The organism is Paenarthrobacter sp. 2TAF44 (assembly GCF_052114885.1).
In the GTDB taxonomy this organism is placed as follows: Bacteria; Actinomycetota; Actinomycetes; order Actinomycetales; family Micrococcaceae; genus Arthrobacter.
In genome coordinates, this window is the sequence record NZ_JBFRFP010000015.1 from 1 (window position 1) to 23,539 (window position 23,539).

Here is a 23,539-nt window from a genome sequence, read left to right on the forward strand (position 1 = left end):
ACATCGAAGGCTGGTACAACCGCCGCCGTCCCAACCGCAGGGCCGGCGGCATCCCACCGGCCGCCGCCCACGCAAACCACTACAACCGCGCCCAGGAACCCCTGGCCGCCTAACACCAACGAAACTGTCTCAAAAACTTGACGAGCGCATACGTACATGCCTTATGTGAGGAAACGGGAGGGACGTGAAAGATGGATTCGTTGGCACTGTGAGGGACCCCTCACCGGACATCTGCGAAACGCGGCGAATCGACACGGTGGAGGCGCTCGCTTCGCGGCACTATTTAGATCGTGTGGTGTCCCGCGTGCAAGCGCTTAGCTCGGTGGCCTATTCTTTTTCTTGGTCCGCGCGTTCTCGCAGCACCTGCCGGTCGTCCCAGAACCGGGCACCTATGAAGGCGCCTCCGCCAGCGCCTATAAGGCCGGTTACGGCCAGTACCACCGGACTGGGGCTTTCCTTCCCGAGGACCAGGAAGGCTACCCAAGCTGCGGGCACCGCAGCAACGGCAATTCCGGCCGCAAAAAGGAGTACAGATAGAGACTTTTTCATTATTGTTCTTTCCGTGCGTACAGCGTTTGGCTATTTGATGAGGGCTGTGGCTTGGTCCCGCATGGACTCAAGCTTGGCAAGATCAGCGTCCGGAACAGTGGTTCCATATGACTGGCCAATAAGGATAACGCCACGTTTTGCAGCAGTAAGCATCAACTGTTCCTGCGAGGTACAGGTGAGGTCGGATAATCTCGGCTCACCCTCACCCGTCCAAGGGCGCCGTGTTCAAAGCGTCACTGCGCCCGCACCTCACAGCACGAGGAACGGCATCGCTTCGGTCCGTAAGATCAAGCCGCCAACATATTTGCTTAGCAATTTCTAGTGGTCAACTAGTCGAAGCTGTACAGAATATATCGACTTAGCGTCCGCAACCAGGTCCGGGCCGGCGTAACCTGGCAAGCTCCTATGCCACCACGGGGCCGAGTCTTGTAGGACGGACGGTCCTAGACGAAGCAGTGAAGCGAAACGATCGTCAATCTCAGCAACGCCCTCCGCGAAGATGGGCAGTTCAGGATAGACAGAGAGTTCTGGAGCAGTGAGAACTTTCTCGATCACATCTCTGACCCCGAGTTCATTCTCGTACTCGTAGATACTCCATTGATAGCCTTCCTCGCAGTCCAGCACAAAGGATCTCCACGCATCAATATACCCGGCCGGGGACCAGTCTTTTCTAAGTCCCCGCTGGCCTGCGACATCACGAAATTTGTCCACGAAAGCGCTCATCTCATCACTTCTGTCCTGTATCTGCACTACATCCGCAGCGACTTCTAAAGAATCGCAGTCATCCCGTTCCAGCCCGTGCCAACACGGGAAGCCGAAGGCCACGCCGTTCCCCCGTTGCCGGAGTAAAGCCACAGCTCGCCAGCGGCATTCCGGGCGAGGATATCCGCACGCCCGTCGCCGTCGAAGTCACCGGGTCCAACCAGGGAGTTCATGACGTTCCAACCTTGCCCGATGGTCTGTCGCGGGAGCCAGCTGCCGTATCCGTTGGGCGGGTAGAGCCAGAGCGCACCGGCACCGTCGCGGGCAGCAATATCGGACAGGCCGTCACCGTTGAAGTCGCCTACGCCCGTGATCTCGGACATGTCGGACCAGCCGGAGCCTACCCAGGTGCGGGGCAACCAGCCGCCGTTGCCATCGCCGTGATAAACCCACAATGCGCCACCACGGTCGCGGGCCACCACGTCGGCGAACCCGTCACCCCGGAAGTCGATCCCCTCGATCGCACTCATGCCTTCCCAACCGCTGCCGATTTGAACACGCGGCTGCCATCCACCTGAGCCGTTGCCCGGGTAGAGCCACAGCACGCCGCCGCCATCGCGGGCCATAACATCAGCTTTGCCGTCCCCATTGAAGTCGCCGGGAGCCACCATCGCCGTCATGACGTTCCAGCCTTGGCCCACCTGGGTGCGAGGCATCCAGCCACCCGAGCCGTTGCCCGGGTACAACCACAGAACACCAGCGCCGTCACGAGCCAGAACATCTGCACGCCCGTCGCCGTTGAAGTCGTTCTTGGCGGGTACCGATACGGACCCATCGATCACGGCTACGGAATCGCTTTCGATGTTGACCACGTAAGCCTTGTTTGTGGAGGGGTTCACCGCAGCGGCAAACGGCTCCTGCCCCGTATAAACAGCGGAACTGCTGTTGTCCTGCCCGTCGATGATCGTGGTTCCCCGGCCGGAGGTGGGAACGTAAATCTTGTTGCTTGTCTCGTTGACCGCAATGTCCCTGACGTACGAAGAGGTGGGTACTTGGGCTATTTCAGAAAGGGTGGCGGTGTCGAGGACTTTGACAGCCCCGTCAAGGGAAGAGCTGTCAACAGCGACATAGATCCTGTTGGTGGCTTTGTTCACCGCCAACTGTCCCAGCTTGCTGGTGCTGCTGAACTTTCCCGTGACAGTGTCCGTTGCTCCGTCGATGACACTGACGCCGGCCCCGTATCGGCCGAGGGTTGTGTAATAGATTTTGTTGGTTGCCTTGTTGATCGCGAGGTCCAGGATGCCGCCGGCACCGATGTTGATCGAGGCGGTGACTTGAGCGCTTGCATCAAGGACCTTGATGGCCCCGCCGGACAGGACATAGGCCTTGCCTGTTGAAGGGTTCACCTGAATGTTCTGGGCGCCACCCGTTAGCGGAACGGTAGTGGTGGCGTTGGTTGCACCATCGATGATGGTTACGCCGCCGCTGATGCCGACGTAGATCTTGTTGCTGATTTCATTCACCGCCAGGACAGACGGTTCAGCTGTCATTGGCACGCGTACGGCAGGACCATACGTGGCCCCGTCCACCACGGAAACATAGCCGCCTGCTGTGCTGATGTAGATCTTGTTGGTCACCGTGTTCACGGCGACATCGAAGGCCCTGTCTCCTGCGTCAACGGCAGGCGCCCCGGCTGGTCCCCCAATACGGGTCACACCTTCGATCGACGTCACGAACACCGTGTTCGTCACAGGGTTAACAGCAATCCTTGCCGGCTGCTCACCTGTCGAGAAGATATCCGTCACCGCGTCAGCCATAGCCGGGGACGCCGGCGAACCGACGGTTCCCAGCAGCAGCGCCAGGCCCAAGCCGACGGCGACTGTCCGCGCCGCCGTCCGGCGCCGTCGTCGTACGCTTACTCCCCCAAGCGCGCGCGAACCATCCCCAGCAGCAAACATGGCAAGACCCCCCAAAAAGTCGAGACGCGGCAGCGCGTCATAGAACGGGAGTCTACCGGGCGGCCCCGAAAACAGGACACCCTCCTGTTAACCAACTCTTCCTCCACAGGCCACCCGTTCGAACCCACAAGGCCAACCGCTCCGACCACCGTTGAAGGCGTGAGGATCGCAATCGTCGCCGAATCATTCCTGCCACTGATGAATGGGGTAACCCATTCGATACTGCGGGTGCTGGAGCATCTGCAGGAGCGCGGGGATGAGGTGATGGTGATCGCGCCGTCGACGTCGGACACTGATGTTTCGAGCGTCGTGAAGGGTGCGTATGTGCACAGGCTTCCCTCAGTGCCGCTGGCCGGTTACACGAATGTGCGGGTTGCGTTGGGTGGTGTGAATCGGGTCAAGCGAATCCTTGCCGATTTCGCCCCCGACGTCGTTCATCTCGCCTCCCCGTTCGTCCTCGGCTGGCGGGCAGTGCAGGCCGCCGATCAGCTCGGGATCCCGACGGTTGCGATCTACCAAACCGAGGTTCCCAGCTACGCCGCCCGCTATGGCGTGCCGTTCCTGGAGAACTGGGCGTGGAGCCGCGTGGACAACATCCACCTTCTGGCCACCCGAACCCTTGTGCCGTCCACGTTCGCGCTGAACCAGTTGCGCGGACGCGGGATCCTGCGCGTGGATATGTGGCGCCGCGGCGTGGACACCGCGCGCTTCAACCCGGCGAAACGTTCGACGGCGTGGCGCAGCTCGGTAGCCCCGGACGGTCACCGGATTATCGGCTACGTCGGGCGCCTCGCGGTGGAGAAACAGGTGGAAGACCTTGCCGTGCTGGCGGATCTGCCGGATACGAAGCTCGTGATTGTTGGTGATGGTCCGCAACGGGAAGCACTCCAAACGGCCCTGCCGAACGCCCACTTTGCCGGCTTCCTCGGCGGGGATGCCTTGGCGCAAGCTGTGGCGGGCTTCGATCTTTTCGTGCATCCCGGCGAGTTCGAGACCTTCTGCCAGACCATTCAGGAAGCCATGGCATCGGGCGTTTCTGTGGTCGCGACCGGCCGCGGCGGGCCCTTGGACCTCGTGGAAAACTCCCGCACGGGTTGGCTTTATGAACCTGGGAACCTCACTCAACTGCGCGACTATGTGCAGGACCTGATGGGCGACGACGCCAAGCGCCGCGCCTTCGCAGCGGCAGCAACCGCTTCGGTCCAGGGACGGACGTGGCCCGTGCTCAGCGCCGACCTGGTGCGGCATTACAACGAAGTCATCGCCGGCATACCCAGCGAAGCCGGCCCCACTGAACTAACCTCAAGCAAAGGACCCTCCTCATGAAAATCTCCGTGATCGGCTGCGGCTACCTCGGCGCAGTCCACGCCGCAACGCTGGCGTCAATGGGCCACACCGTGGTGGGCATCGACGTCGATTCCCACAAGGTTGAGCAGCTCAACAAGGCGCTGGCTCCCTTCCACGAGCCCGGTTTGGACGAATTGCTCAGCGACGGCCGCACGATGGGCCGTCTGAAGTTCACTACTGACTTTTCAGCGGCGGCCGATGCCAAAGTCCATTTCCTTTGCGTGGGCACACCGCAGGCCAAGACCTCTGACACGGCCGATCTCTCCTACCTGATGAGCGCAACGAAGAGCCTCCTCCCCCACTTGGCCAAGGGTGCCGCCGTCGTGGGTAAATCAACGGTGCCGGTTGGCACTGTGGAGACGCTGCTTGCGGTCCTGGCCCGACGCTCGGACGTCCTGCTCGGCTGGAATCCCGAGTTCCTGCGCCAGGGTACAGCCGTCAAGGATTCCCTGGTTCCCGATCGTCTGGTTTACGGCGTCCCAGGCGGCAAAGGCGCCGCAGCCGGAGCACCGGTGACCGCCGTTCTGGATGCCGTGTACGAGCCGCTGATCAGCGCCGGCATCCCCCGTTTGGTCTGCAACTTCGCGACGGCGGAACTGATCAAGTCGGCGTCGAACGCGTTCCTGGCCACGAAGGTCAGCTTCATCAACGCGATGGCGGAGCTGTGCGATGCATCGGGTGCTGACGTGGGCGAGCTCAGCGAGGCGATGGGCCTGGACCCGCGCATCGGCAACCGGTACCTGCACGCCGGGCTCGGATTCGGCGGTGGGTGCCTGCCCAAGGACATCCGCTCGTTCCGCGCCCAATCGCGCGAGCTTTCCGTACAGTCCGTAGACCGATGGATGGCGTTGGTGGACAGCATCAACCTGGACCAGCGCAGCCGTGCCGTGGATGTGGCAAGGGAAATGTGCCGCGGTTTCCTCTCCGGCAGAACAGTGACAATCCTCGGCGCAGCGTTCAAACCGGACACCGACGACATCCGCGACTCCCCCGCCTTGGACGTCGCCCAGCAACTCGCCTCCGCTGGCGCACACGTAACCGTCACCGATCCCAAAGCCATCAACAACGCCTGGATCCGCTACCCGCAGATCCGCTTCGAGGCCTCCACCAAGCGCGCCCTTGAGGGCGCCGAACTCGTGTTGCTACTCACCGAATGGGACGAATACGTGTCCCTCTCGCCGTCGATTGCGGGTTCCCTCGTACGACGCCGGATGGTGCTGGACGCTCGGAACGTACTGGACGCTGAGGCCTGGCGAAGTGCTGGATGGACCGTCCGCGGGTTGGGGACGGGAGCGTCCGTGGTGGCGGAGGAAATGTTCCTCTAACCGGCTGGACATGCCGGGAACATCACGACCAGCACTGCCGTTATCACTGTGTAAGAACCTTTTTCCTTACAAGGAGGTAGGGCAATGAGGTGGCGTGGCCGGGTTACCCCCAAAGGCCTTGTTGATCTCAAAGCGGGTGCTGGGCAGAATATCAAGGACCGCTCGCACCCCTGGAGCAGGTATGTGGCGCTTGGAGATTCCTTTACCGAAGGTATTGGGGATCCGGAACCAGGAAGCGTCGGAGGGCTGCGCGGCTGGGCTGACCGCGTTGCCGAAGAACTGGCAGTCGGCCAGCCGGATTTTGCCTATGCGAACCTCGCCGTGCGCGGGTTGCTGTTGCAGCAGATCCTGGACCAGCAGATCGGTCAGGCACTAACTCTGAAGCCTGACCTGATCACGTTGTCTGCAGGCGGGAACGATATGGTGTTCCACGCCAGTGACCCGGACAAGCTTGCCAGCAAGCTTGAGACCGGCGTGAGGCTCTTGGCTGAGACAGGCGCGACGATCGTTTTGTTCACGGGACCCGACTGGGGATCCACCCCCGTGCTCGGACGCAACCGTGGCAAAGTGGCCATCTTCAACGAGAACGTTCGCGCTATTGCTGCCCGCCACGGCACGCTCATCACAGATCTCTGGGCCCTAAGGCAACTCAAGGACCCAAGGATGTGGGACCCTGACCGGCTGCATTTCTCCCCGCTAGGTCATCACACGATTGCCATCGCCGTGCTGGACACACTCAATGTCCCGCATACGCTTCGGCAGCTGGAGCCCAAAGCGCTGCCCGAAAGCAGCTGGCGTCAAGCCAGGGCCGGTGACCTCGCGTGGGCAAAGGCATACTTTGTCCCTTGGGTCTTCAAGCAGCTTCGGCCACACGGTCCCGGAGAGGAACACCTGGCGAAGCGGCCGTCGGCAGGGCCTGTCTTCGAAAGCGAAAACGCTTCGGGGGCGTCGAAAGCGCTGGTGGAGGGATAGCCTTTGCCTCCTCCACGGAGGCCTATCCTGCAAGCTCTCATGAGCCAAGGAGCGTCTTAACAACGATGTGTGTTCGGCGTATTTTATTTGTGTAGATCCGATTAAGGCCCCGCCCGGGGTCGGTCCGCGGGGCCTGGTAACAAACAGGAGGCACCACGATGAGCAATCTACTTCGTTGGTCGGCCAGCGACATCGCCGATCCTGTCCGTCGGTTCCTTGAAGGAGAGAGCGGCTCCTGGCTCCGGGTGGAGGAATACCGGGACGGCGGATCAATGGTGGTCAAAGCCGAAGTTCCAGGCATCAATCCTGAAAAGGACGTCGATATCACCTTGTCCGGTGATGAGCTGCAGATCCATGTGCGCCATGAGGAAAAGTCCGAGCACAAGGATAAAAGGGGATACCGCTCAGAATTCCGGTACGGCACTTTTTCCCGGACAGTGAAACTTCCAGCAGCGGTGACCGAACAAGACGTCAATGCTTCCTATACGGATGGCATCCTCGAAGTGCGGATTCCCATGCCGGAGCAATCGGAGAAACAGTCACGGAAGATACCCGTCAGCCGTGGCGGAACTTCATGGACCGGCACGGAAACCAGCACCGGTCCCACCGAAACCCGTTAGACCGTAGCCTGGTGCGCAGACCGGGCAAGACCCTCTATTGGTAATTCAATCTTCGGGAGCTCGCGGTGGACACCGGGGTGATGACGGCTTATATCGTCGGTTATCTCATTACTGCAATCACGGTGTTCGTGTTTTGCCTGCCAGCCATAGTGCTCTTTGTGATTCTGTTGCTGGTGGCGGGGGCACTTCGGGTGGTGGTGTTGCCACTGGAACTGGTGATCCGGAAGCTGCGCCGGCACCCGAAGGAAACCCAAACTGACCAATCGTGGTTGTTGGGCTCAGGTTAGGAGCCGTCCAGATCCATTAGCGAGTCAGCGAGTCTATTAGCGAGCAGGAGGAAGATGATGAACATCGGACAAGAGCCGGAATCGCGGCGTGAAGTACCGGAGGCCGATGCCCTTGAGCAGCAAACGCCCGTCCTCCCGGAGGATTCCGAGGAGTTCGAGCTCACGAAACCGCTACCTGATGATGCCCCTGAGGCCGATGTTCTTGAGCAGCGGGCAGAGGTCCTTCCGGGCGGTTCAGCGTTTGCTGGACTCGCAGGCGTCTCTGAAGCAGAGGCCGCGGAAGCAGACTATATCGAGCAGGCTCTCGCGCCCTCCTTCGAAGAGGAAGACGATTACCGCGAAGACAACGAGGAGGTCGGCTAGAAGCAGTCCCCCACCCCGCGCGATAAGTCATAGAAGACTTCTCCTGTTGGGGCCCGTGTGACCGGTGTTACTGTCGCTCCACGCGCCTTTCGCATGGGCGCACTCTAAGGGGGCAACACATTGGACACACCACTTTCGCGCGCCGGAAAACACTCGCTTTTCGGCGGCAGATCGCCACGTTCTTTTCGCGGTAGCGCACTAGGAATCACGGCCATCGGATCACTGATGATCTTGCTGGTCGGCTGCGGTTCGGGGTCCATGGGAGCTGCTGGATCGGTGAGCAGCACCACGGAGTCGACGTCAGCATCTCCTTCGCCAACGCCTACTCCAACGCCGAGCAAGATAGCCGGGAAAGCTTGCACCACCGAGAAGAACACCCAATCCGTGGCCGGCGAAACGTACATCTGCACCATTGATCAATCGGGACAACTCGCCTGGCTGGACTCCGCAACAGCAGGAAAGCTTTCTGATCAACGCGCTGCAGACGCTGCGGCAAAGGCCGCAGCGGAGAAGGCGGCAGCGGACGCAGCCGCGAAAGCTGCAGCGGACAAGGCAGCGGCTGACAAGGCTGCCGCAGACAAACTCGCTGCCGACCAAGCGGCAGCAGCAAAAGCAGCGGCAGATCAAGCTGCTGCCGATCAGGCCGCTGCTGCAGCTGCTGCCAAACCCGCCCCCGCTCCTCTCGTTCAGAGTGGCTGCGACCCGAACTATGCCGGTGCCTGCGTACCTGTTGCGTCCGACGTCGACTGTGCTGGCGGCAAAGGCAACGGACCCGCCTACGTGAGAGGCCCAGTGACCGTGGTTGGTTCTGACATCTATGGTCTGGACAACGACCACGACGGTATCGGCTGTGAGAAGTAGCCCCTGATTTGCCACTGTACAAGATGGTCTACGCGCAGATAGTCTATGCGTAGACCATCTACTTCAGGAGGCAACCATGTGGGATTACGAGCACAGCATTGAAACCACCGCGGCACCCGAGGCGCTCTGGCGAGTCTGGTCCGACGTCGAGAACTGGGGTTCCTGGAACGCCGAAATTGAACACGTTGAGATCGACGGCGCCTTCGCGGAGGGTTCGCAGATCCTCATGACGCCACCCGGGGATGAACCCATCCAGTTGCGCATCGCGGAGGTAGTGGACGGAGAGCTGTTCGTCGACGAAGCACGCTTCGATGAGCTGCTGATCCGAACCGCCCACCGCTTGGACAGGCTCGACGGCAGTCGGGTCCGGGTCGTCTACAAGATGGAGATCACCGGTGCTGGTGCAGATCAGGTTGGCCCCGAGATCGGGCCTGCCATTACTGCAGATTGGCCGGACACCATGGCTTCGCTCGTCGAACTCGCCCAGCGCTGATGCCGCTCAGCCCGGGCGAGAGCCCCGGATTCCTGTTGTGGCACACCACCCTTCGCTGGCAGCGTGAGATGGCGGCCGCATTGGCTCCGATCGGCCTCACCCACGTGCAGTTCGTGCTTCTTGCCTGCACCTGGTGGCTCAACAAAGAGGGTGAGCACCCCAATCAGCTCGCCGTTGCCCGCCAAGCCGGTACCGACGTAAAGATGGCCTCTCAGGTCCTTCGAACCCTGGAGGTGAAAGGTCTCATCGAACGCGAAGTCGACCCCTCGGACACTAGGGCCAAACGGCTACGCGTTACTGAAGCAGGCTCTGAGTTGGCTCCACGAGCAATCGCCGCAGTAGAGCTCGCCGACGCCGAGTTCTTCAAGCGGGCGCCCGCCGGTGAGCTGGTACCGCTGCTGAAAAGGCTGGCGCATCCGAGCGATTGATGGCTGCCCCTGGCTAGTCGTCACCCAGACGGCGCTGGACGTCGAGGAGGAACTTCAGACCGGCGTCGGACAATTCACGTTCATCAATGCCCCATTTTTCTGAGCCCCAAAGCCTAAGGCAGAGGAATGCGCGGTAGACGTCCCGCTCCAATTCGCGAGCCACCTCGATGGGTATCTCGGCGCCGTTCGTCAGCTGAAGGCCACGCTCGTTGAGCGCCAGCTGGATTACCTGGGCACGCAGGTTCCATGGTGGGCGACTACCAGAGAGTTCCCAGTGCAGTTTAAGCCGGGTAACGACATCCAGGCCTACATGATCCGGTGATGCCAGACGGTCAGCAATGTAATCCCACACCATTGCCGGCTTGTTTACGAGTTTCCTGCCCGCTGGCGTCAAAACCAGCCTGTCCTTGTTCTTGCGCAGGAGTTTCCACTCCTGCAACTGTTCGCGGACGATACGCACTGGGGCAACGTGATTCTCCGTGGAACTACTTCCGTGCCAGGCCTCGTTCCATTCCAATTCAGTCATTGCCCGCTTAACGATTATCGGCTTGAGGTACCCAGCCGATGTCAGTGGCAGCCCATCGGGGTGCGCCTCCTCCAAGAACCAAAGAACTGGTCCCAGGACAAATTCCATCTCGTCACCGGTTACCTCACTTGGCCAGAGCCGTTGCGCCAACCGATTCAGCTCATCATTGACAGCCTCCAAGTCGAAGGCCGTCGGGTCGAAGCGATCAGCCCGTTCGCTGGTCACCCACTCCAGCCATCCGACCATGTCGTCATGCTCTGGGTGTTTTGTGTCGCCGACTGCTCGCACAATATTGGCGTATCCGTACACTCCCCCGGAGTCCTCGAGGGGGCCACGCATTGCGCCGCCTGTGCACGTGATTGTCGATTCCTGAATTAGCGTGGGCCCCACGACTTCGATTTCGTGCGTCCAGTTGTCACCAAAGTCGTAGTCGTATTCAAGGGACGACTTTCCAGGCTTGCCTGAGTCGAACAACTCCCGCAGTTCTACCCCGCTGGCCTCCTCCGCGCCTTCAGGTGCGTCGTCATCTTCGGCGACCCTGGTGATGATCCGTTTCTTGCCGGCCTGGTCATGGCCGGCCACGGCGTAAAGATGTGCGTTCTTCCAATCGAATGCGCATTGAATCGCAGCATGCAGCTCGGCAACCGTGGCGTTTTCCGGGAGAACGAGCTGCCGCCAAATCAGAGGGTCCGTTTCGCTGATGGAAATGCGCAGCTCGACGGCGGGAACTTGGGTGGGTGACTCCATGCGCCAATTCTGCCAGTGCTGTTTGAGCAGGGCACAATCGCGTCCCACCACCTAGTTCGTCTCTGCGAACACTCATTTTTGGATTGATGCACCACCGAAAGCCCGAATTTGCTCATAAACCAGCACCTAGAGCGAATGTACGAGCACCTAGACCACCATTCCCGGCCATAGTCTCCTCTTGTGCCTTCGGGACGGGAAACCCGGTGTCCGGCGGGTACCCCACTCGTCCCAGGCGAAGAAGGCACAACGGCACGGCTCCACCTAATAACCCCCAGGTGGAGTCGTGCCCACTCCGGCTTTCGGAGGAGGCCTATCGACGGCTAGTCGGACTGCGGCGCAAGCGGATCACCCGAAACAGGATGCCCACCAGGAACATCAGCACGCCCAGCCCGACGGACAGTGGCGGCAGCGTAGCTACCAACGCCACGCAGGCAACAGCTCCAGCCACTTGAAGTGCTTTCGGGTACCGGCGGTCCTCGGCCGGCTGGGTGAAGGCCGCAATATTTGCGACCAAGTAGTAAAGCAGCACACCGAACGACGAGAAACCGATGGCGCCCCTGAGGTCAGCCACGGCAATGATCAGGCAAATCACCACGGCTAGCGTTGTTTCGGCCCGGTGGGGAACCTTGTAGCGAGGATGAACGGCAGCCAGCCAGTGCGGGAGGTCGTGCTCGCGGGCCATCGCCAAGCTCGTCCGGCCCAGCCCTGCGATCAGCGCCAGGAGAGCACCCAAAGAAGCAACTGCGGCCCCGATCCGAACAATCGGTGCAGCCCAAGACATCGCACCAGCAGTGACGGCATCGGCGAGGGGTGTCGGCGTCCCGGAAACACCGTCGGCTCCCAGTGCCGCCAACAGCGTGACCGCTATCAGGGCATAAATGACAATCGTGATTCCCAGAGCGATGCTGATGGCACGGGGTATCGTGCGGCGAGGTTCGCGAACCTCCTCCCCCATCGTGGCGATCCTCGCGTAGCCAGCGAAGGCAAAGAACAACAGCCCGGCCGACTGCAATATGCCGTACCAGCCGTGCGCCAGCAGCCCCTCCCCTACAAAGTTGCTGAAGTCAGGTCGGGAACCACCCCAAACGGCCGCCAGGGCTATCGCCAGAGCGGTTAGTACGGCGATCACCAAAATCCGCGTAAGTCCCGCCGTGCGAGTCACTCCGTGATAGTTCACAGCCGTCAAAATCACGACGGCGGCGATCGCCACCGGACGCTCCCAGCCTGCCGGTGCTGAGTAGGCTGCGAAGGTCATCGCCATGGCTGCGGCGCTGGCCGTCTTGCCGATCACGAATCCCCACCCGGCAAGAAACCCGGACCAGGGCCCAAGCCGCTCACGTCCGTACACGTAGGTCCCGCCGGAGGTGGGGTATCTGGCGGCGAGTTGCGCGGAGGACGTCGCATTGCAGAAGGCCACGAACGCCGCGACAACCAGACCTATAAGCAGTCCGGATCCTGCAGCTGCCGCGGCTGGTGTAAAGGCGGCGAAGACCCCGGCACCGATCATGGAGCCTAAGCCAATGAGGGAAGCATCAAAGGTGCCAAGACGGCGGGCCAAGGCCGGGGAATTACTCACAAGAACCCTTCACGCATCAAGGTCTGAGCTCTACTGGTGTCACCGGAGACTCGTACTGGAAGATACGTTCAGCCTAACGTGAGTCAGCGTGCTGCCATTGAATTTCCCACGAGGATGAACAGGCCATTACGCGAGGTTGCGCCGGTTTTTCTCAGGGCGTTGGAGATGTGGTTTTCCACTGTTCTCGCGCTGATTCCCAGATGTTCAGCAATCTCAACGTTCGAGCGATGCCCTGCCAACGCGGCCACCTCGATTTCGCGTTCCGTGAGAGGCGTCGTCCTGAAAGTGTTGAAGGAGAGTTGCTCGTTGGTTGACGGGAACCTGGCTGCGAACATCGAGGATGCTTCGGCCATGGCCTCCGCCGCTGCTGTGTTCCCTTCCAGGACGTGACGTTTGAGGGCGCCTCGAAGGAGCATGCCAATCTGATAGTTGTCGGCGTCCAATTCGTAGTGTTTCAGGAGGAGACCAAGCAGCTTGTGATCGCCTTCCACAACGGCGGTGGCAACGGCCAGCATCTGGTCGTGGGCCGTCACTCCGCTGTCCCGCAGAATCTTGCGCAGGAGATCCAGAACCGGCGCGCCGGGACACAGGCATGTGCAGAGCAGCGCCGTCATTGTTGCTTCCAGGATGTAGCCGCTTTTCATCTGGCGTTTGATGAGCTTCACGGCCCGCCTATCAAAAACCGACGGCTGGGTAGTCTCCGCGACAACGAGCTCATGTACACCCCTGCCGATACCGGGCAACGGTCCAACATCAGGCACCTCACTCCGTGCTTGGGAGGCGATGGACAACGCTGGCGAGATGGCCGTCGTCGCATGCCGTAGGCCGGCGAGCCTCAGCATGGCGTCATAAAGGACATCGACGACGAAGCCGGGACGGCCCATGGCAAACACACTGCTCATGAGGTACTCGGCTTCTTCGAAGTAGCCGCGGTACAGCAGTCCGAGCGCTGCCACGTAGCTACTGGCAACGACGCCGAATTGATCGAGGTTTCGACGGGCCTCGGCACGCCAATCCAGTGCGAAGACCAGGGAGTCCTCGATCCTGCCTGCTGCAAAGAGCGCCAAGCCGTGAACGAACGGACGGAGATGCGGGAAGGTGTCGTCGTCCTCAGCCTTCTCTGTCAGGCTGAGGACCGCGCCCGGCCGAAATCGATACAGCTCGAGCAGGCTTTGGACGAGTCCTTCCAACCCCAGCGAGGTAGGCTGCGGGGCTTCGCCAGAAGGCTCGGGCACAGGTGCGACCCGACCATGGGAGGCGTTGATGAAGAGGATCGCGGCTTCGGCAGTAGACGCCTGTTCCGGGTTGTGCTCGGCGAATCCTTTCAGGATGTCAAATGCCGTACTCACGCCTTGCCCTGAGTAGATTGCAAGGAAAGCCTTGGTGATCGCGAGAAAAAGAATGTCATTGGGGTCGCCGTTGAGCGTGGACGTCTCCTGGCAGACTCGTGTTGCCCGCATAACGTTCACCGGCGCTCCCCAGTAAACCCTGAGCAGAGCGGCAGCATTGGTCGCGGACTTGTTCGCTTGCCATCGTTCATAGCGCGTGCGTTCACGGGCTGCACTGTGATCGTGAAAATGCCGGGCGGTTACGGCGTCATCGTTTCCCTTCTCGAGGCGCAAGGACCCCAGCACCCGGGATAGGCAGTCAGCAGTGGTTGAATTGCCCTGCGCAGTTTGAGGCACGCCCTCAAGCGCACCAGCAATCTTGTTTCGCAAGAGGTGCCGGTCCCTGAGCGTCTTTTGGCCCCTGAAATAGTCTGCGATGACGGGCGGGCTTATCGCCGCGATCGGTCCATTGTGGTGATCGTCCATGACTGACAGGAATCCGCGCCGTTCAAGGCCTTCCAACACATCGGGCTGCACCACCTTTTGCAGAACGTCCACACGGGCGGTGCCAAGGATTGCCATGGTGTGCAGGGCAGTGACTTCTTCCGGATCCAGGTCCGCCAGCAGCTCTTCGAGGGTTCCTCTCAGATGCTCGTTCCAGAGGCTGTCACCTGTCATCTGCCACTGCCGGCCACGCATAACCAGCAGCTCGCTTAAGGCCGCGGTCTCCGTTATGCGGACGATGAGCCGAGGGTTGCCGCCGGACTTGGTCAGGATTCTGGCTGTTGTGTCTGCATCTGCAGCAGCCCCCAGCACCTGCGTCACCAAAGTGTGTACCTGCTCAAAATGGAGTGGGTTCAGTTGCAGCAAAGCTTCGCGGCCACTGTTCATGACGGCCAGTTGACCTCTTGAGATCGAGCCGGTGTCCGGAGCCGTGACGATCAGCGGACAATCGGACCTGCGCCGAACGGATTCCAGGACCGCAAGCGATTCGATGTCCAGCAGATGGATGTCGTCCACTATCAGGACGTGCTTCCCAGGCTTGGATAACTGGCTTGAGAGCGCATCTGCCATATCCATGACTCCGCTGCGGCCGGGCCGAAGCTCCAAACCCAGGCTCTTAATGGCTGAGTACGGAATCGAGCGATGTGTTCGAAGGCCGCTGATGACGTGGATAGCGATGCCGGTTTTTTCCAGGCTGGCCACTACGTTTTGCAACACCGTGGTCCTGCCGCTTCCGGGGGCTCCAATAATCCGCACGCTTATGCCGCGGCCGACGAAATCGAGGATGCGCTGAACCTCAGAATCGAACACTCGATCCAACCTTCTGTTTCTGTGGATGACCGACATGCGGCTCACTTCGCAGGTTAGATCTCGGAAACGGGACTAGGTGGCAAAACAGCCTTGCACAGGCCGCTTAACGCCCGCCTAGGTGGCGATTCCGGCAAAAATGAGTGCTCGCGCGACTCGCCTAGGTGCTGAGCCTGCTTCGAATGAGCTGGTGGGAGAGAGTCGTTTGCAGTCTGTTCGTCCATGGGAGGCCCTCGGTTTCGTAGTTATACCAACCACGCTACGGACGTTCGAAGGTGAGTTACAGGGGTGTAATTCGCTATGTGGATATATGTTCTAACTACTTTCCAGCAACTCGTATACATATTCGACTACAACGACAAGAAAAAACAGGGCTGGTCAGCGACCAGCCCTGCTTTTTTGTTTATCCGAAGACTAGATAGCCTGGATGTTTACTGCCTGGGGACCCTTGGGGCCCTGCTCGACGTCGAAGGAAACCTTCTGGTTCTCTTCGAGGGAGCGGTAGCCCGAGGAGTTGATCGCAGAGTAGTGAGCGAAAACGTCCTGGCTGCCATCTTCAGGAGAGATGAAGCCGAAGCCCTTTTCGGAGTTGAACCATTTCACGGTACCTGTAGCCATTTTTTCAGTCCTTACTGAAGGTGGAGATTCTCCCGACTTTCGGGTCTCCGGTGTGGGGTGTTCTCCACCGTTACTTCAGAAGGTCGCGATCCAGATGGATCACGGGGACTGCCTGAACTACCAAATGCCAAACACAACAACACCGTCAAGTTTACATAGATCTGAGCAGATAGCTAGTGCGACGTCAGATTAATCAATCCGATGGCTGGATTACCCTCTTTGAAGAGGGCCGTCGGAGGTCATGGCGAGACTGAACCTCCCGGTTGCCATGGCGTGTCCGCGTGCGAGAGCCAAACCATTGCAGGATTCAGAGAGCGAATGAGCTGCTGACCCTCGGTGCGGGGGTTATCGAGTTCATCGAAGAAAACCGCTGTGTCACCGGCGATGATGGTAGGCGGTCCGTCGCCGTCAATCACGACAACCTGTGAGCCGCGAGTGTGACCTGGTGTCCGAAGGAGCCGAATCCCGGGAAGAAGTTCGAGTTCGTTGTCGACGGTGACGTACTGCATCCCTGGTGGGTCTACCCATTCCGGGATGGTGTAGTCGTCCTGGTTGCGGGCATCGTCAAGCTCCTGACGCTGAACGTAGATGGGCTTGCCCGCGAAGAGGTGGTTACCTCCGCAATGGTCAAAATGCAGGTGGGTGTTGACGACTATATCGACGCTGCTGATGTCGAAGTCCTGCTCGTTCAGTGGATAAATGCGTGGCTCCATGTCAGCTACCGCCGGATGAAGCTGAGTCATGCCGGTATCCACCAGCACGCGCCCCTCGGGGTGGTCAATAACATGCACATACACCGGCATTGCCTCGCCTTCGGCAAGCAGCTCGGCGACACGAATGGCAGTAACACGGATTGCAGCGGGAGAATTCAATTCTTCACCCCAGTCCCACATCAAGGCCGTGATGTGTCCCGGAAGCAACAGACCCTTCAGCCAGCGCGCGCTGAGATCTGTGGCCATGATCCAGACTCCCATCGGTCGGCGCGTCCGTCGAGGAGGCAGGCCCCCTTGCTGGTTTCCGGACTGCTTGTCATGCTCTGCGTACAGGTGCCATGGCGGTACAACCTAGGAGGACAAGCAAATGCAGATGCCCAAGCCCTCGGACGCCGATAAGGAACGCTTCCGTTCTGTGCTGCCCGATCATCCCGATGTCGTCGTCAAGCCGATGTTCGGCAATCTTGGCGCGTTCGTGAATGGCAACATGTTTGCTGGACTGTTCGGCCCCACCATCGGCGTCCGTCTTTCCGAGGCTGATAAGGCCGAGCTCGAGGCTGATCATGAGACTCAGCCCTTTGGTCCTGAAGAACGTCCCATGGGCGGATACACCGGTCTTCCGGAAGCTTGGAACGATAACGCTGAGAAGGCCGAACCATGGGTGGCCAAAGCATTCGATTACGTGGCCGGGCTCCCACCCAAGAAACCCAAAGCACGGCCTTCCAAGAACTAGAGACCTCACCCTTCCCGGACCCTCGCCAAACATGCCGTTTCGTGCTGAGATCAAGCCATGCCCTCGATGAATGGACGAACCGCGCTGGTAACCGGCGCTACGGGTGGTCTTGCCAAGGCCATCGCTACTGCGCTGGCCCGCGAAGGTGCCACCGTCGTCGTGGTTGGACGGACAGAAGCACGGGCAGAGGAGGCTATGCGCGACATCCGCGCCGCAGTCCCGGGCGCGATCGTGGAGCCTCTTGCCTGCGATCTCTCAAACCAAGCGTCAATTCGCTCGGCCGCTGAGGAGTTCCTTTCCCGCCACGACGAGCTTCACGTGCTCGTCAACGCGGCCGGCGTTTTCCGCAAGGAACGCCACACGACCGCAGATGGCCTCGAGGTCACGTTCGCTACCAACGTGATGGGCTACTTCCTTCTCACGAATCTGCTCCTGGATGCACTCAAGCGCGGCGCGACCAGGGATGAGGGTCAGCCATCGCGGGTCGTAAACATCGCTTCCAAGTATTCGGGCGGCCCCTCGGTCACCAAGATCGATTTCGACGACCTTCAAACTGCGAAGGGCGGTTACAGTTACCTGCGCTCAACCCCGCCAACGATGCTCGGCCGGGTTTTGTTGACCCAGGAGTTCGCGGAGCGCCTTCGCGGATCCAACGTGGTCGTCAACGCAGTACATCCCGGCCTGGTCAAGCACACCGGTCTTCTGCAGGACGTTGGCGGCCCCTTCCGCTGGATGACAAACACCTTCGGCAAGCCTGCGGAGAAGGCAGCCGATACGGCCGTGTGGCTGGCCACCTCACCGGACGCTGCGGCAGTCTCCGGCAAGCTCTGGGCGAAACGCAAGGAACTGCCGACGCCGGGCATGGGCTCTGATCCCGACGCCCGGAAGCGGCTGTGGGAAGAATGCGAGCGACTGTCCAAAATTCTGTGACCCGACGGCCAAAACCTAGCGCCTACTGACCTCCCGCAGTCGAAGTCCAGCAGGATGAGATGAGACCGGAACGGGGTTCGTTTGTGAAACGAAAGTGGTCCCTAGGCCGGGAATAGAAGCCCCCAAACAATGTGTCGGGACCCAGGGAATAGTGATGCCAAATCTCGATATTTCTTCAACTGACGCATAAAGGGCGGCATTTCGATACTCAATATCGGGTAAATGGTCGATTCATTGACAATAATCCAATTGTTGTAGTTTCCTGAATCTTGGGAGCGGATGGCCTCCAGGCCTACGAATGATTGGGGACTCCGTGTTAACTACGATTCTTCTATGTCGGCTTGCATTAAGTCAGAATGGCTTGGCTGGATGAGGAAAAGCATGCCGTTCTTCAGTTCCATGGTCAGCCATGATTGGCGCCAGCTTGGCTACCCCAGCTTCGAGACTGCGGCGTTCTGGGATACAAGATCTTGCGGGGTTGCTTGTCTGCGCATGGTGTACGCCCATCTCGTGCCAAGCCTTCAAATCTCTCCTGCTGTCATCACCGAAGAATTACTTCGAGACAGCTCGTACACCGAGCAATCCGGTTGGAACCACTATGGGCTCGCCCGCCACGCCAAAAGGAACGGCCTGGAGGGCGACCTCGTTCAGCTAGCCTCGACAGAAGACTTCATCCAGGCCGTGCGTGGGCCGGGGATACTAGTTGTCTCTATCAGCCCATCCTTCGAATCTGACGGTCAGTCAGGCCACCTCGCTGTAATCGCGGGGATAAGCAGTTCTGGCCACATCCGAGTCCATCGACCATCCAGCCGGCACCCGACAGATGGTTGCGATATTCGCGTCGACCTGCAGACTTTTTGGGCCCATTTCTCGGGACGCGCGATTCACATTCGAAGTGCCTAACTGCCATGGGCAAATACGTACCGGAGAGGACCTGCCAAGCGTAGGATCCACCCCATGGGACGCACCCCGGAAACGGTCATCATCGGCGCAGGCCAAGCAGGACTCGCGACGAGCTACTGGCTGACCCAGGCCGGCGTCGAGCATCAAATCCTGGAACGGCGGGACTCGCTGGGAGGCGCGTTCCAGGACCGCTGGGATGGGTTCTACATGAACACGCCGAACCTTGCGCTGGGCCTGCCGGGGATGCCGTATTCCGGTGAGGAACCGGACGCGTTCATACCGCGGATCGCTGCGGTGAATCTCTTCAGAAAGTACGCGGAAGTTATCAACGCTCCGGTTCGCACCGGCGTCGAGGTGACGCGGCTGGCGGCCGCAGCGGATGGGTTCACCATCGAGACGTCGCTCGGACACTTGCAGGCACGCAACGTCGTCCTGGCGACGGGCGCCTATCAGGTACCCAAGCTTCCCGCCGCGGCGGGCAACCTCCCGCAGAACGTCTTCCAGCTCCACACGCACGAGTACCGCAACCCCCAGCAGTTGCCCGATGGCGCTGTGCTGATTGTCGGGACCGGGCAGTCGGGCGGGCAGATCGCCGAGGAGCTGCACGCGGCCGGTCGCGAAGTCCACCTGGCCGTCTCCACGTGTCCTGAAGCGCCGCGCCGTTACCGCGGCCACGACCTCATCTACTGGCTGCTGGAAGTCGGCAAACACGGGCCGGACTACGGCATCAACGCCCTCACCCGCGAGGGACTCCCCTCTCCCGCGGCCCGTTTCGCCTGCAACCCGCTGCTCTCCGGTACAGACGGCGGCCACAACATCCACCTCCGCGAGCTCGGCCGCCGGGGCATGCACCTGCACGGCCATCTGGAAAACATCGACGACGGCGTCATCACGTTCACCGACGACCTGCCCGAACGGCTCGCAACAGTCGAGTCAACGTTCACGCAGCGCTCCGGGCGCGCGATCGAGGCGTACATCGCGGCGGCTGGCATCGAAGCCCCGGAGCAACCACCGGAGCCCGAGGACGACTGGCTGCCCGCAGAACCAGCCAAGCTGAACCTTGCCGAAGCGAACATCACGTCCGTCCTGTGGGCCACCGGCTACAAGCTCGACCTGAGCTTCATCGACATGCCCGTGCTGGATGAATGGGGCTACCCGCGGCACTCGCGCGGTGTCATGGAACTCCCTGGCCTGTACACGGTGGGCCTGCCCTGGCTCACGCGACACTACTCGTCGATCGTCGGCGGGGTGGGCCTGGATGCGGAGTACGTGGCGGGCAGGATTGCTGGGGCCTGAGCGGGCCTCTCCCCCTAGCCCCTCCCCAGGCGTATGGTTCACCCATGGGAGCAATCCGTGCGTTCTTCCTTCCAGGCAGCGTCCTTCCTGCTGCGCCCGCCTACACCGACCTCATTAAAGCGCTGGGCCCTGACGTGGACGCGTTTGCGAAGGACCTGGACCTCTACGAGGCCGACGAGCCGCCACCCGGTTGGTCCCTAGATACCGAGGTCGAAGGAGTCCTACGCGAGGCAGATGCCAAACAGTGGGACACGTTCCACCTTGTCGGCTACTCGGGTGGTGGAGCCGCGGCCCTCGCTTTCGCCGCCAAGCACCCCGGGCGTTTGCTCAGCCTGACCCTCTTGGAGCCTGCCTGGGCGGGAGACTGGGATTGGAGCAAGGAACACTCCCGATTCTGGAAGCGGATTGAAGAACTCGAGTCGCTGCCGCCAAATCAGTTCATGGAGGCCTTCACGAGGCTGGCGGTAAGACCCGACGTCGTCCTTCCGCCTCCACCGGCGGGCGACCCGCCGCCGTGGATGGCCAAGCGACCTGCCGGAATTCGAGCATTCCTGCATGATTTCGAGAAGTATCACCTGGACCGCGAGCAGCTTAGCGCGTTCGCAAAACCAGTCCTTTTCGTGCTCGGAGGACTAAGCAATCCGGACCAATACGGGGACATCGCAGATCGACTGTCCCAGGTTTTCCCGGATTATCGCGTGGAGGTGTTTGAGGATCGTCACCACTTCGATCCCCCGCATCGGATCGAACCCGAACGGCTCGCTGCTGTTCTGAAGGAACACTGGAACAGGGCCTAGTACATGTGCTTAGCTGCAGACATGCCGCACTAGCGGCATCAGGGCCCTCGTCCCAAGACATGTCACCTCCATGTCAAACAAAGTCAGGACTTGGGTGGCTCGAAGATGCTGAAATTCATCGCGTTGTTGCCCGACTGAGTAGTTACAGAAACTGCACCCTCGGGCGTGACAACAATGTCGTTGATCACTTCGCCCTCTACCAGGTCGACCCTGCCTTTGCTTTCCCAGCCGCTGTAGATGGCCAGCCTGTTACAGCCCGACGAGGCCGTACCTGCCCGCTGCGCTTCATGTACTTGCCAAAGTGTTCCTTCAACTAGAAGAGTTTCACTGCCACAAGTATGAAACGAGCTACTGAACGGGTACGGAGTTGTCCTGAGTGACAACGCGGACGTCTCTTCCGCCGAAGTCCAAGCCCCCTGGCTGGTTGGTATGAAAAATGCTACTGCGGCCCCTATCGCAAGAACGCCGAAGAGCACGGAGCCGATCCGGAGTGACCACGGCCTGAGAATGAGGAACAGGCCCAGCAAGATAGAAAATATGGCGCAACCCATGAGCCAATCGGACATGAAGTAAAGTCCATCTTCACGGACTTTGACGTCATACACGCCAGATCCTCTACCTCGAAAGAAAGAATCGCGGAGCACGAATTTGCCGAGCAGCCATGGGACCAGAACCGTTGCGCAGAGGCCTACGGTCAGAACGATGAATCCCTTATCTCTTCCTCGGCGCCCCGAGGCTTCGCGCTTTAATTCTGCGATTCTGTCATCGATGGACGTTGCCATACCGGTTACCGGCCCAAGTAGCGGTCGAGGTCGTCAGCCTTTCGAGACAGATATTCCTTGAGCTCGTCGGCCTCCTTCGAGAAAGCCGTCACGGAGCTCAGGAAACCTTCGAGTTCACGTTCGAACTGGGTCCGTCGGTCATCGTTCCATTGAGCAGATTTAAATGATCCGCGCATTCCCTCAACGGCGCGGCTTATATCTTCCTGACCCCGCCTCAGTGCATCACGAAGTGCCCTTAGTGATTCCGGATCAGCATTGACTCTTGCCATGGTGTGACCTCCCGTTCGATAGATTTACAAGTTGTTCAAGGCACTGGAAATTGCACTTTCGGCATTCTGAAGTGTCACTCGCAGAGCTTCCTCCTCGACGGAGAGCACCCGGAGATGGCGATCTTCCAGATACGTGTACACGACGTCGCGCCACAAGATCTTGGCTTGGTTTTCGGACGTTTGGCGGACGCGGACAACTTCGCTCAGTTGCATCAGCGGTCGTTCGAGGTAACCCATTATTTGATCACCGCGGGTACATGCGATAAGCCCATTTGTTTGGCCACCCAAATCCGGTGGTATCCGTTTGACACCTTGAGGTCCGAGCTCAAATGGATGGCCGAGTCTCCGAAGAAACCAGAGTATGTATCCGCGTAGGACCGCACCCCCATTCTTCCCTCAGTCACATCCCGAGCCCGAAGATCCTCGATCGTTCCACCGCTGGCCAGCGTTGGCAAAACCACCTCATGAAGGGCATCGTGAGCCCATCGAAGATCGGCAGGTGAGTAGCCCTTTCCAAAGCTTTCGGGGCCAGTAACGTGCGAATCGGAGTCGTCGATATCCGCTACCGGTATGAGCTGAATTTGGGGCGGGAGCCCTGGAAGAACGATCCCCGATGTCCTTTTGTCCAGCTGTGGGGTTGGGGCCGGGGCAGCGCTCCCAGTCGGCCCTCTACCGTGGACGTTACCTTGCCCCGCCCAGTACTCTTCCAGCGCCTCACGCTTTTGGCTGAGAAGTCGTCTCGCTGCATCGCTTATTGCCTCGACTGCAGACGCGTTCGCTGCGATCGCCCGTTCGCACTCACGAAACTGAACTAATACTGCGTCTCGGACTCTTCTGGCCCGATCCAATGCGCTTTCGGCTTGGTTAAGCCGGTGGAGTGCACCGTTGACGTCAGGGCGATACAAGGGCGGCGCTTCGGATTCATTTGCACTCCGCTCAGCGTCAACAGCAAGCTCCAATTCTGCTTTGCTGCTGGCCGCGGCTCGAGAGCGATCCCGAATGACATCATCAACAAAATCCAGAATCGTTCTCGACGCGGCACTGTATTCATGCCTTATTTGGTAGGTGAGATCACGATACTTATGAAGGTCCCGCGAAACTGCAT

Annotated in this window: 26 protein-coding genes; 14 read left to right on the forward strand and 12 right to left on the reverse strand. The window is 60.1% G+C overall.

Annotated elements, in window-relative coordinates:
* Nucleotides 1-327: 327 nt before the first annotated feature.
* From AB4Z15_RS15410 to AB4Z15_RS15425, 4 genes are all read right to left on the reverse strand, one after another.
* Nucleotides 328-549, reverse strand: coding sequence for a hypothetical protein (locus AB4Z15_RS15410; protein WP_442017970.1), 222 nt, complete (start codon nt 547-549; stop codon nt 328-330).
* A gap of 30 nt (nt 550-579) precedes the next feature.
* Nucleotides 580-702, reverse strand: coding sequence for a hypothetical protein (locus AB4Z15_RS15415; RefSeq protein WP_442017971.1), 123 nt, complete (start codon nt 700-702; stop codon nt 580-582).
* Between the two features lie 165 nt (nt 703-867).
* Complete coding sequence (locus AB4Z15_RS15420; RefSeq protein ID WP_442017972.1) at nt 868-1,272, reverse strand: hypothetical protein; 405 nt, start codon at nt 1,270-1,272, stop codon at nt 868-870.
* 44 nt (nt 1,273-1,316) lie between these two features.
* The gene (locus tag AB4Z15_RS15425; RefSeq protein WP_442017973.1) at nt 1,317-3,209 is read right to left on the reverse strand and encodes an FG-GAP-like repeat-containing protein; all 1,893 of its coding nucleotides are present in this window, start codon (nt 3,207-3,209) and stop codon (nt 1,317-1,319) included.
* A gap of 159 nt (nt 3,210-3,368) precedes the next feature.
* Between AB4Z15_RS15425 and AB4Z15_RS15430 the strand changes: the two genes are divergently transcribed.
* From AB4Z15_RS15430 to AB4Z15_RS15470, 9 genes are all read left to right on the forward strand, one after another.
* Entirely contained in the window at nt 3,369-4,535 is a 1,167-nt protein-coding gene (locus tag AB4Z15_RS15430) for a glycosyltransferase family 4 protein (RefSeq protein ID WP_442017974.1), read from the forward strand.
* Nucleotides 4,532-5,881: a UDP-glucose dehydrogenase family protein gene (locus tag AB4Z15_RS15435; RefSeq protein ID WP_442017975.1), complete on the forward strand. Its 1,350-nt coding sequence runs from the start codon at nt 4,532-4,534 to the stop codon at nt 5,879-5,881. The genes AB4Z15_RS15430 and AB4Z15_RS15435 overlap by 4 nt, the downstream gene beginning before the upstream one ends.
* Nucleotides 5,882-5,965: 84 nt before the next feature.
* Complete coding sequence (locus AB4Z15_RS15440; protein WP_442017976.1) at nt 5,966-6,853, forward strand: SGNH/GDSL hydrolase family protein; 888 nt, start codon at nt 5,966-5,968, stop codon at nt 6,851-6,853.
* A 158-nt stretch (nt 6,854-7,011) separates the two neighbouring features.
* A complete protein-coding gene (locus AB4Z15_RS15445; protein WP_442017977.1) occupies nt 7,012-7,473 on the forward strand; it encodes an Hsp20/alpha crystallin family protein in 462 nt (153 codons plus the stop codon).
* Between the two features lie 80 nt (nt 7,474-7,553).
* Nucleotides 7,554-7,760: a hypothetical protein gene (locus AB4Z15_RS15450; RefSeq protein WP_442017978.1), complete on the forward strand. Its 207-nt coding sequence runs from the start codon at nt 7,554-7,556 to the stop codon at nt 7,758-7,760.
* A 54-nt stretch (nt 7,761-7,814) separates the two neighbouring features.
* Entirely contained in the window at nt 7,815-8,123 is a 309-nt protein-coding gene (locus tag AB4Z15_RS15455) for a hypothetical protein (protein WP_442017979.1), read from the forward strand.
* Nucleotides 8,124-8,348: 225 nt separating this feature from the next.
* The gene (locus AB4Z15_RS15460; protein ID WP_442017980.1) at nt 8,349-8,984 is read left to right on the forward strand and encodes a hypothetical protein; all 636 of its coding nucleotides are present in this window, start codon (nt 8,349-8,351) and stop codon (nt 8,982-8,984) included.
* Nucleotides 8,985-9,060: 76 nt separating this feature from the next.
* The gene (locus AB4Z15_RS15465; protein WP_442017981.1) at nt 9,061-9,477 is read left to right on the forward strand and encodes a polyketide cyclase; all 417 of its coding nucleotides are present in this window, start codon (nt 9,061-9,063) and stop codon (nt 9,475-9,477) included.
* Nucleotides 9,477-9,905 (forward strand): MarR family winged helix-turn-helix transcriptional regulator, encoded by a 429-nt coding sequence (locus tag AB4Z15_RS15470; protein WP_442017982.1) that lies wholly within the window; start codon nt 9,477-9,479, stop codon nt 9,903-9,905. Before AB4Z15_RS15465 ends, AB4Z15_RS15470 begins: the two co-directional genes overlap by 1 nt.
* A gap of 13 nt (nt 9,906-9,918) precedes the next feature.
* Here AB4Z15_RS15470 and AB4Z15_RS15475 read toward each other — a convergent pair whose 3' ends face one another.
* The 5 genes from AB4Z15_RS15475 to AB4Z15_RS15495 form a co-directional block, all read right to left on the reverse strand.
* A complete protein-coding gene (locus tag AB4Z15_RS15475) occupies nt 9,919-11,178 on the reverse strand; it encodes a plasmid pRiA4b ORF-3 family protein (protein ID WP_442017983.1) in 1,260 nt (419 codons plus the stop codon).
* A gap of 310 nt (nt 11,179-11,488) precedes the next feature.
* Nucleotides 11,489-12,754: an APC family permease gene (locus AB4Z15_RS15480; protein ID WP_442017984.1), complete on the reverse strand. Its 1,266-nt coding sequence runs from the start codon at nt 12,752-12,754 to the stop codon at nt 11,489-11,491.
* Between the two features lie 83 nt (nt 12,755-12,837).
* Entirely contained in the window at nt 12,838-15,396 is a 2,559-nt protein-coding gene (locus AB4Z15_RS15485) for a LuxR C-terminal-related transcriptional regulator (protein ID WP_442017985.1), read from the reverse strand.
* Between the two features lie 411 nt (nt 15,397-15,807).
* A complete protein-coding gene (gene cspE, locus AB4Z15_RS15490) occupies nt 15,808-16,011 on the reverse strand; it encodes a transcription antiterminator/RNA stability regulator CspE (protein WP_011773907.1) in 204 nt (67 codons plus the stop codon).
* A gap of 239 nt (nt 16,012-16,250) precedes the next feature.
* A complete protein-coding gene (locus AB4Z15_RS15495; protein WP_442017986.1) occupies nt 16,251-16,970 on the reverse strand; it encodes an MBL fold metallo-hydrolase in 720 nt (239 codons plus the stop codon).
* 121 nt (nt 16,971-17,091) lie between these two features.
* Between AB4Z15_RS15495 and AB4Z15_RS15500 the strand changes: the two genes are divergently transcribed.
* The 5 genes from AB4Z15_RS15500 to AB4Z15_RS15520 all read left to right on the forward strand — a co-directional run bounded on the left by AB4Z15_RS15500 (nt 17,092) and on the right by AB4Z15_RS15520 (nt 21,383).
* Nucleotides 17,092-17,457, forward strand: coding sequence for a TfoX/Sxy family protein (locus AB4Z15_RS15500; RefSeq protein WP_442017987.1), 366 nt, complete (start codon nt 17,092-17,094; stop codon nt 17,455-17,457).
* Nucleotides 17,458-17,514: 57 nt separating this feature from the next.
* Entirely contained in the window at nt 17,515-18,387 is an 873-nt protein-coding gene (locus tag AB4Z15_RS15505) for an SDR family NAD(P)-dependent oxidoreductase (protein WP_442017988.1), read from the forward strand.
* Nucleotides 18,388-18,786: 399 nt separating this feature from the next.
* Entirely contained in the window at nt 18,787-19,290 is a 504-nt protein-coding gene (locus AB4Z15_RS15510) for a cysteine peptidase family C39 domain-containing protein (protein ID WP_442018078.1), read from the forward strand.
* A gap of 54 nt (nt 19,291-19,344) precedes the next feature.
* Entirely contained in the window at nt 19,345-20,586 is a 1,242-nt protein-coding gene (locus AB4Z15_RS15515) for a flavin-containing monooxygenase (RefSeq protein WP_442017989.1), read from the forward strand.
* 44 nt (nt 20,587-20,630) lie between these two features.
* Entirely contained in the window at nt 20,631-21,383 is a 753-nt protein-coding gene (locus tag AB4Z15_RS15520; RefSeq protein ID WP_442017990.1) for an alpha/beta fold hydrolase, read from the forward strand.
* An 83-nt stretch (nt 21,384-21,466) separates the two neighbouring features.
* Here AB4Z15_RS15520 and AB4Z15_RS15525 read toward each other — a convergent pair whose 3' ends face one another.
* The 3 genes from AB4Z15_RS15525 to AB4Z15_RS15535 all read right to left on the reverse strand — a co-directional run bounded on the left by AB4Z15_RS15525 (nt 21,467) and on the right by AB4Z15_RS15535 (nt 22,647).
* Nucleotides 21,467-21,988: a hypothetical protein gene (locus tag AB4Z15_RS15525; protein ID WP_442017991.1), complete on the reverse strand. Its 522-nt coding sequence runs from the start codon at nt 21,986-21,988 to the stop codon at nt 21,467-21,469.
* A gap of 182 nt (nt 21,989-22,170) precedes the next feature.
* Nucleotides 22,171-22,434 (reverse strand): hypothetical protein, encoded by a 264-nt coding sequence (locus AB4Z15_RS15530; protein ID WP_442017992.1) that lies wholly within the window; start codon nt 22,432-22,434, stop codon nt 22,171-22,173.
* A gap of 24 nt (nt 22,435-22,458) precedes the next feature.
* Entirely contained in the window at nt 22,459-22,647 is a 189-nt protein-coding gene (locus AB4Z15_RS15535) for a hypothetical protein (RefSeq protein WP_442017993.1), read from the reverse strand.
* Between the last annotated feature and the right edge of the window lie 892 nt (nt 22,648-23,539).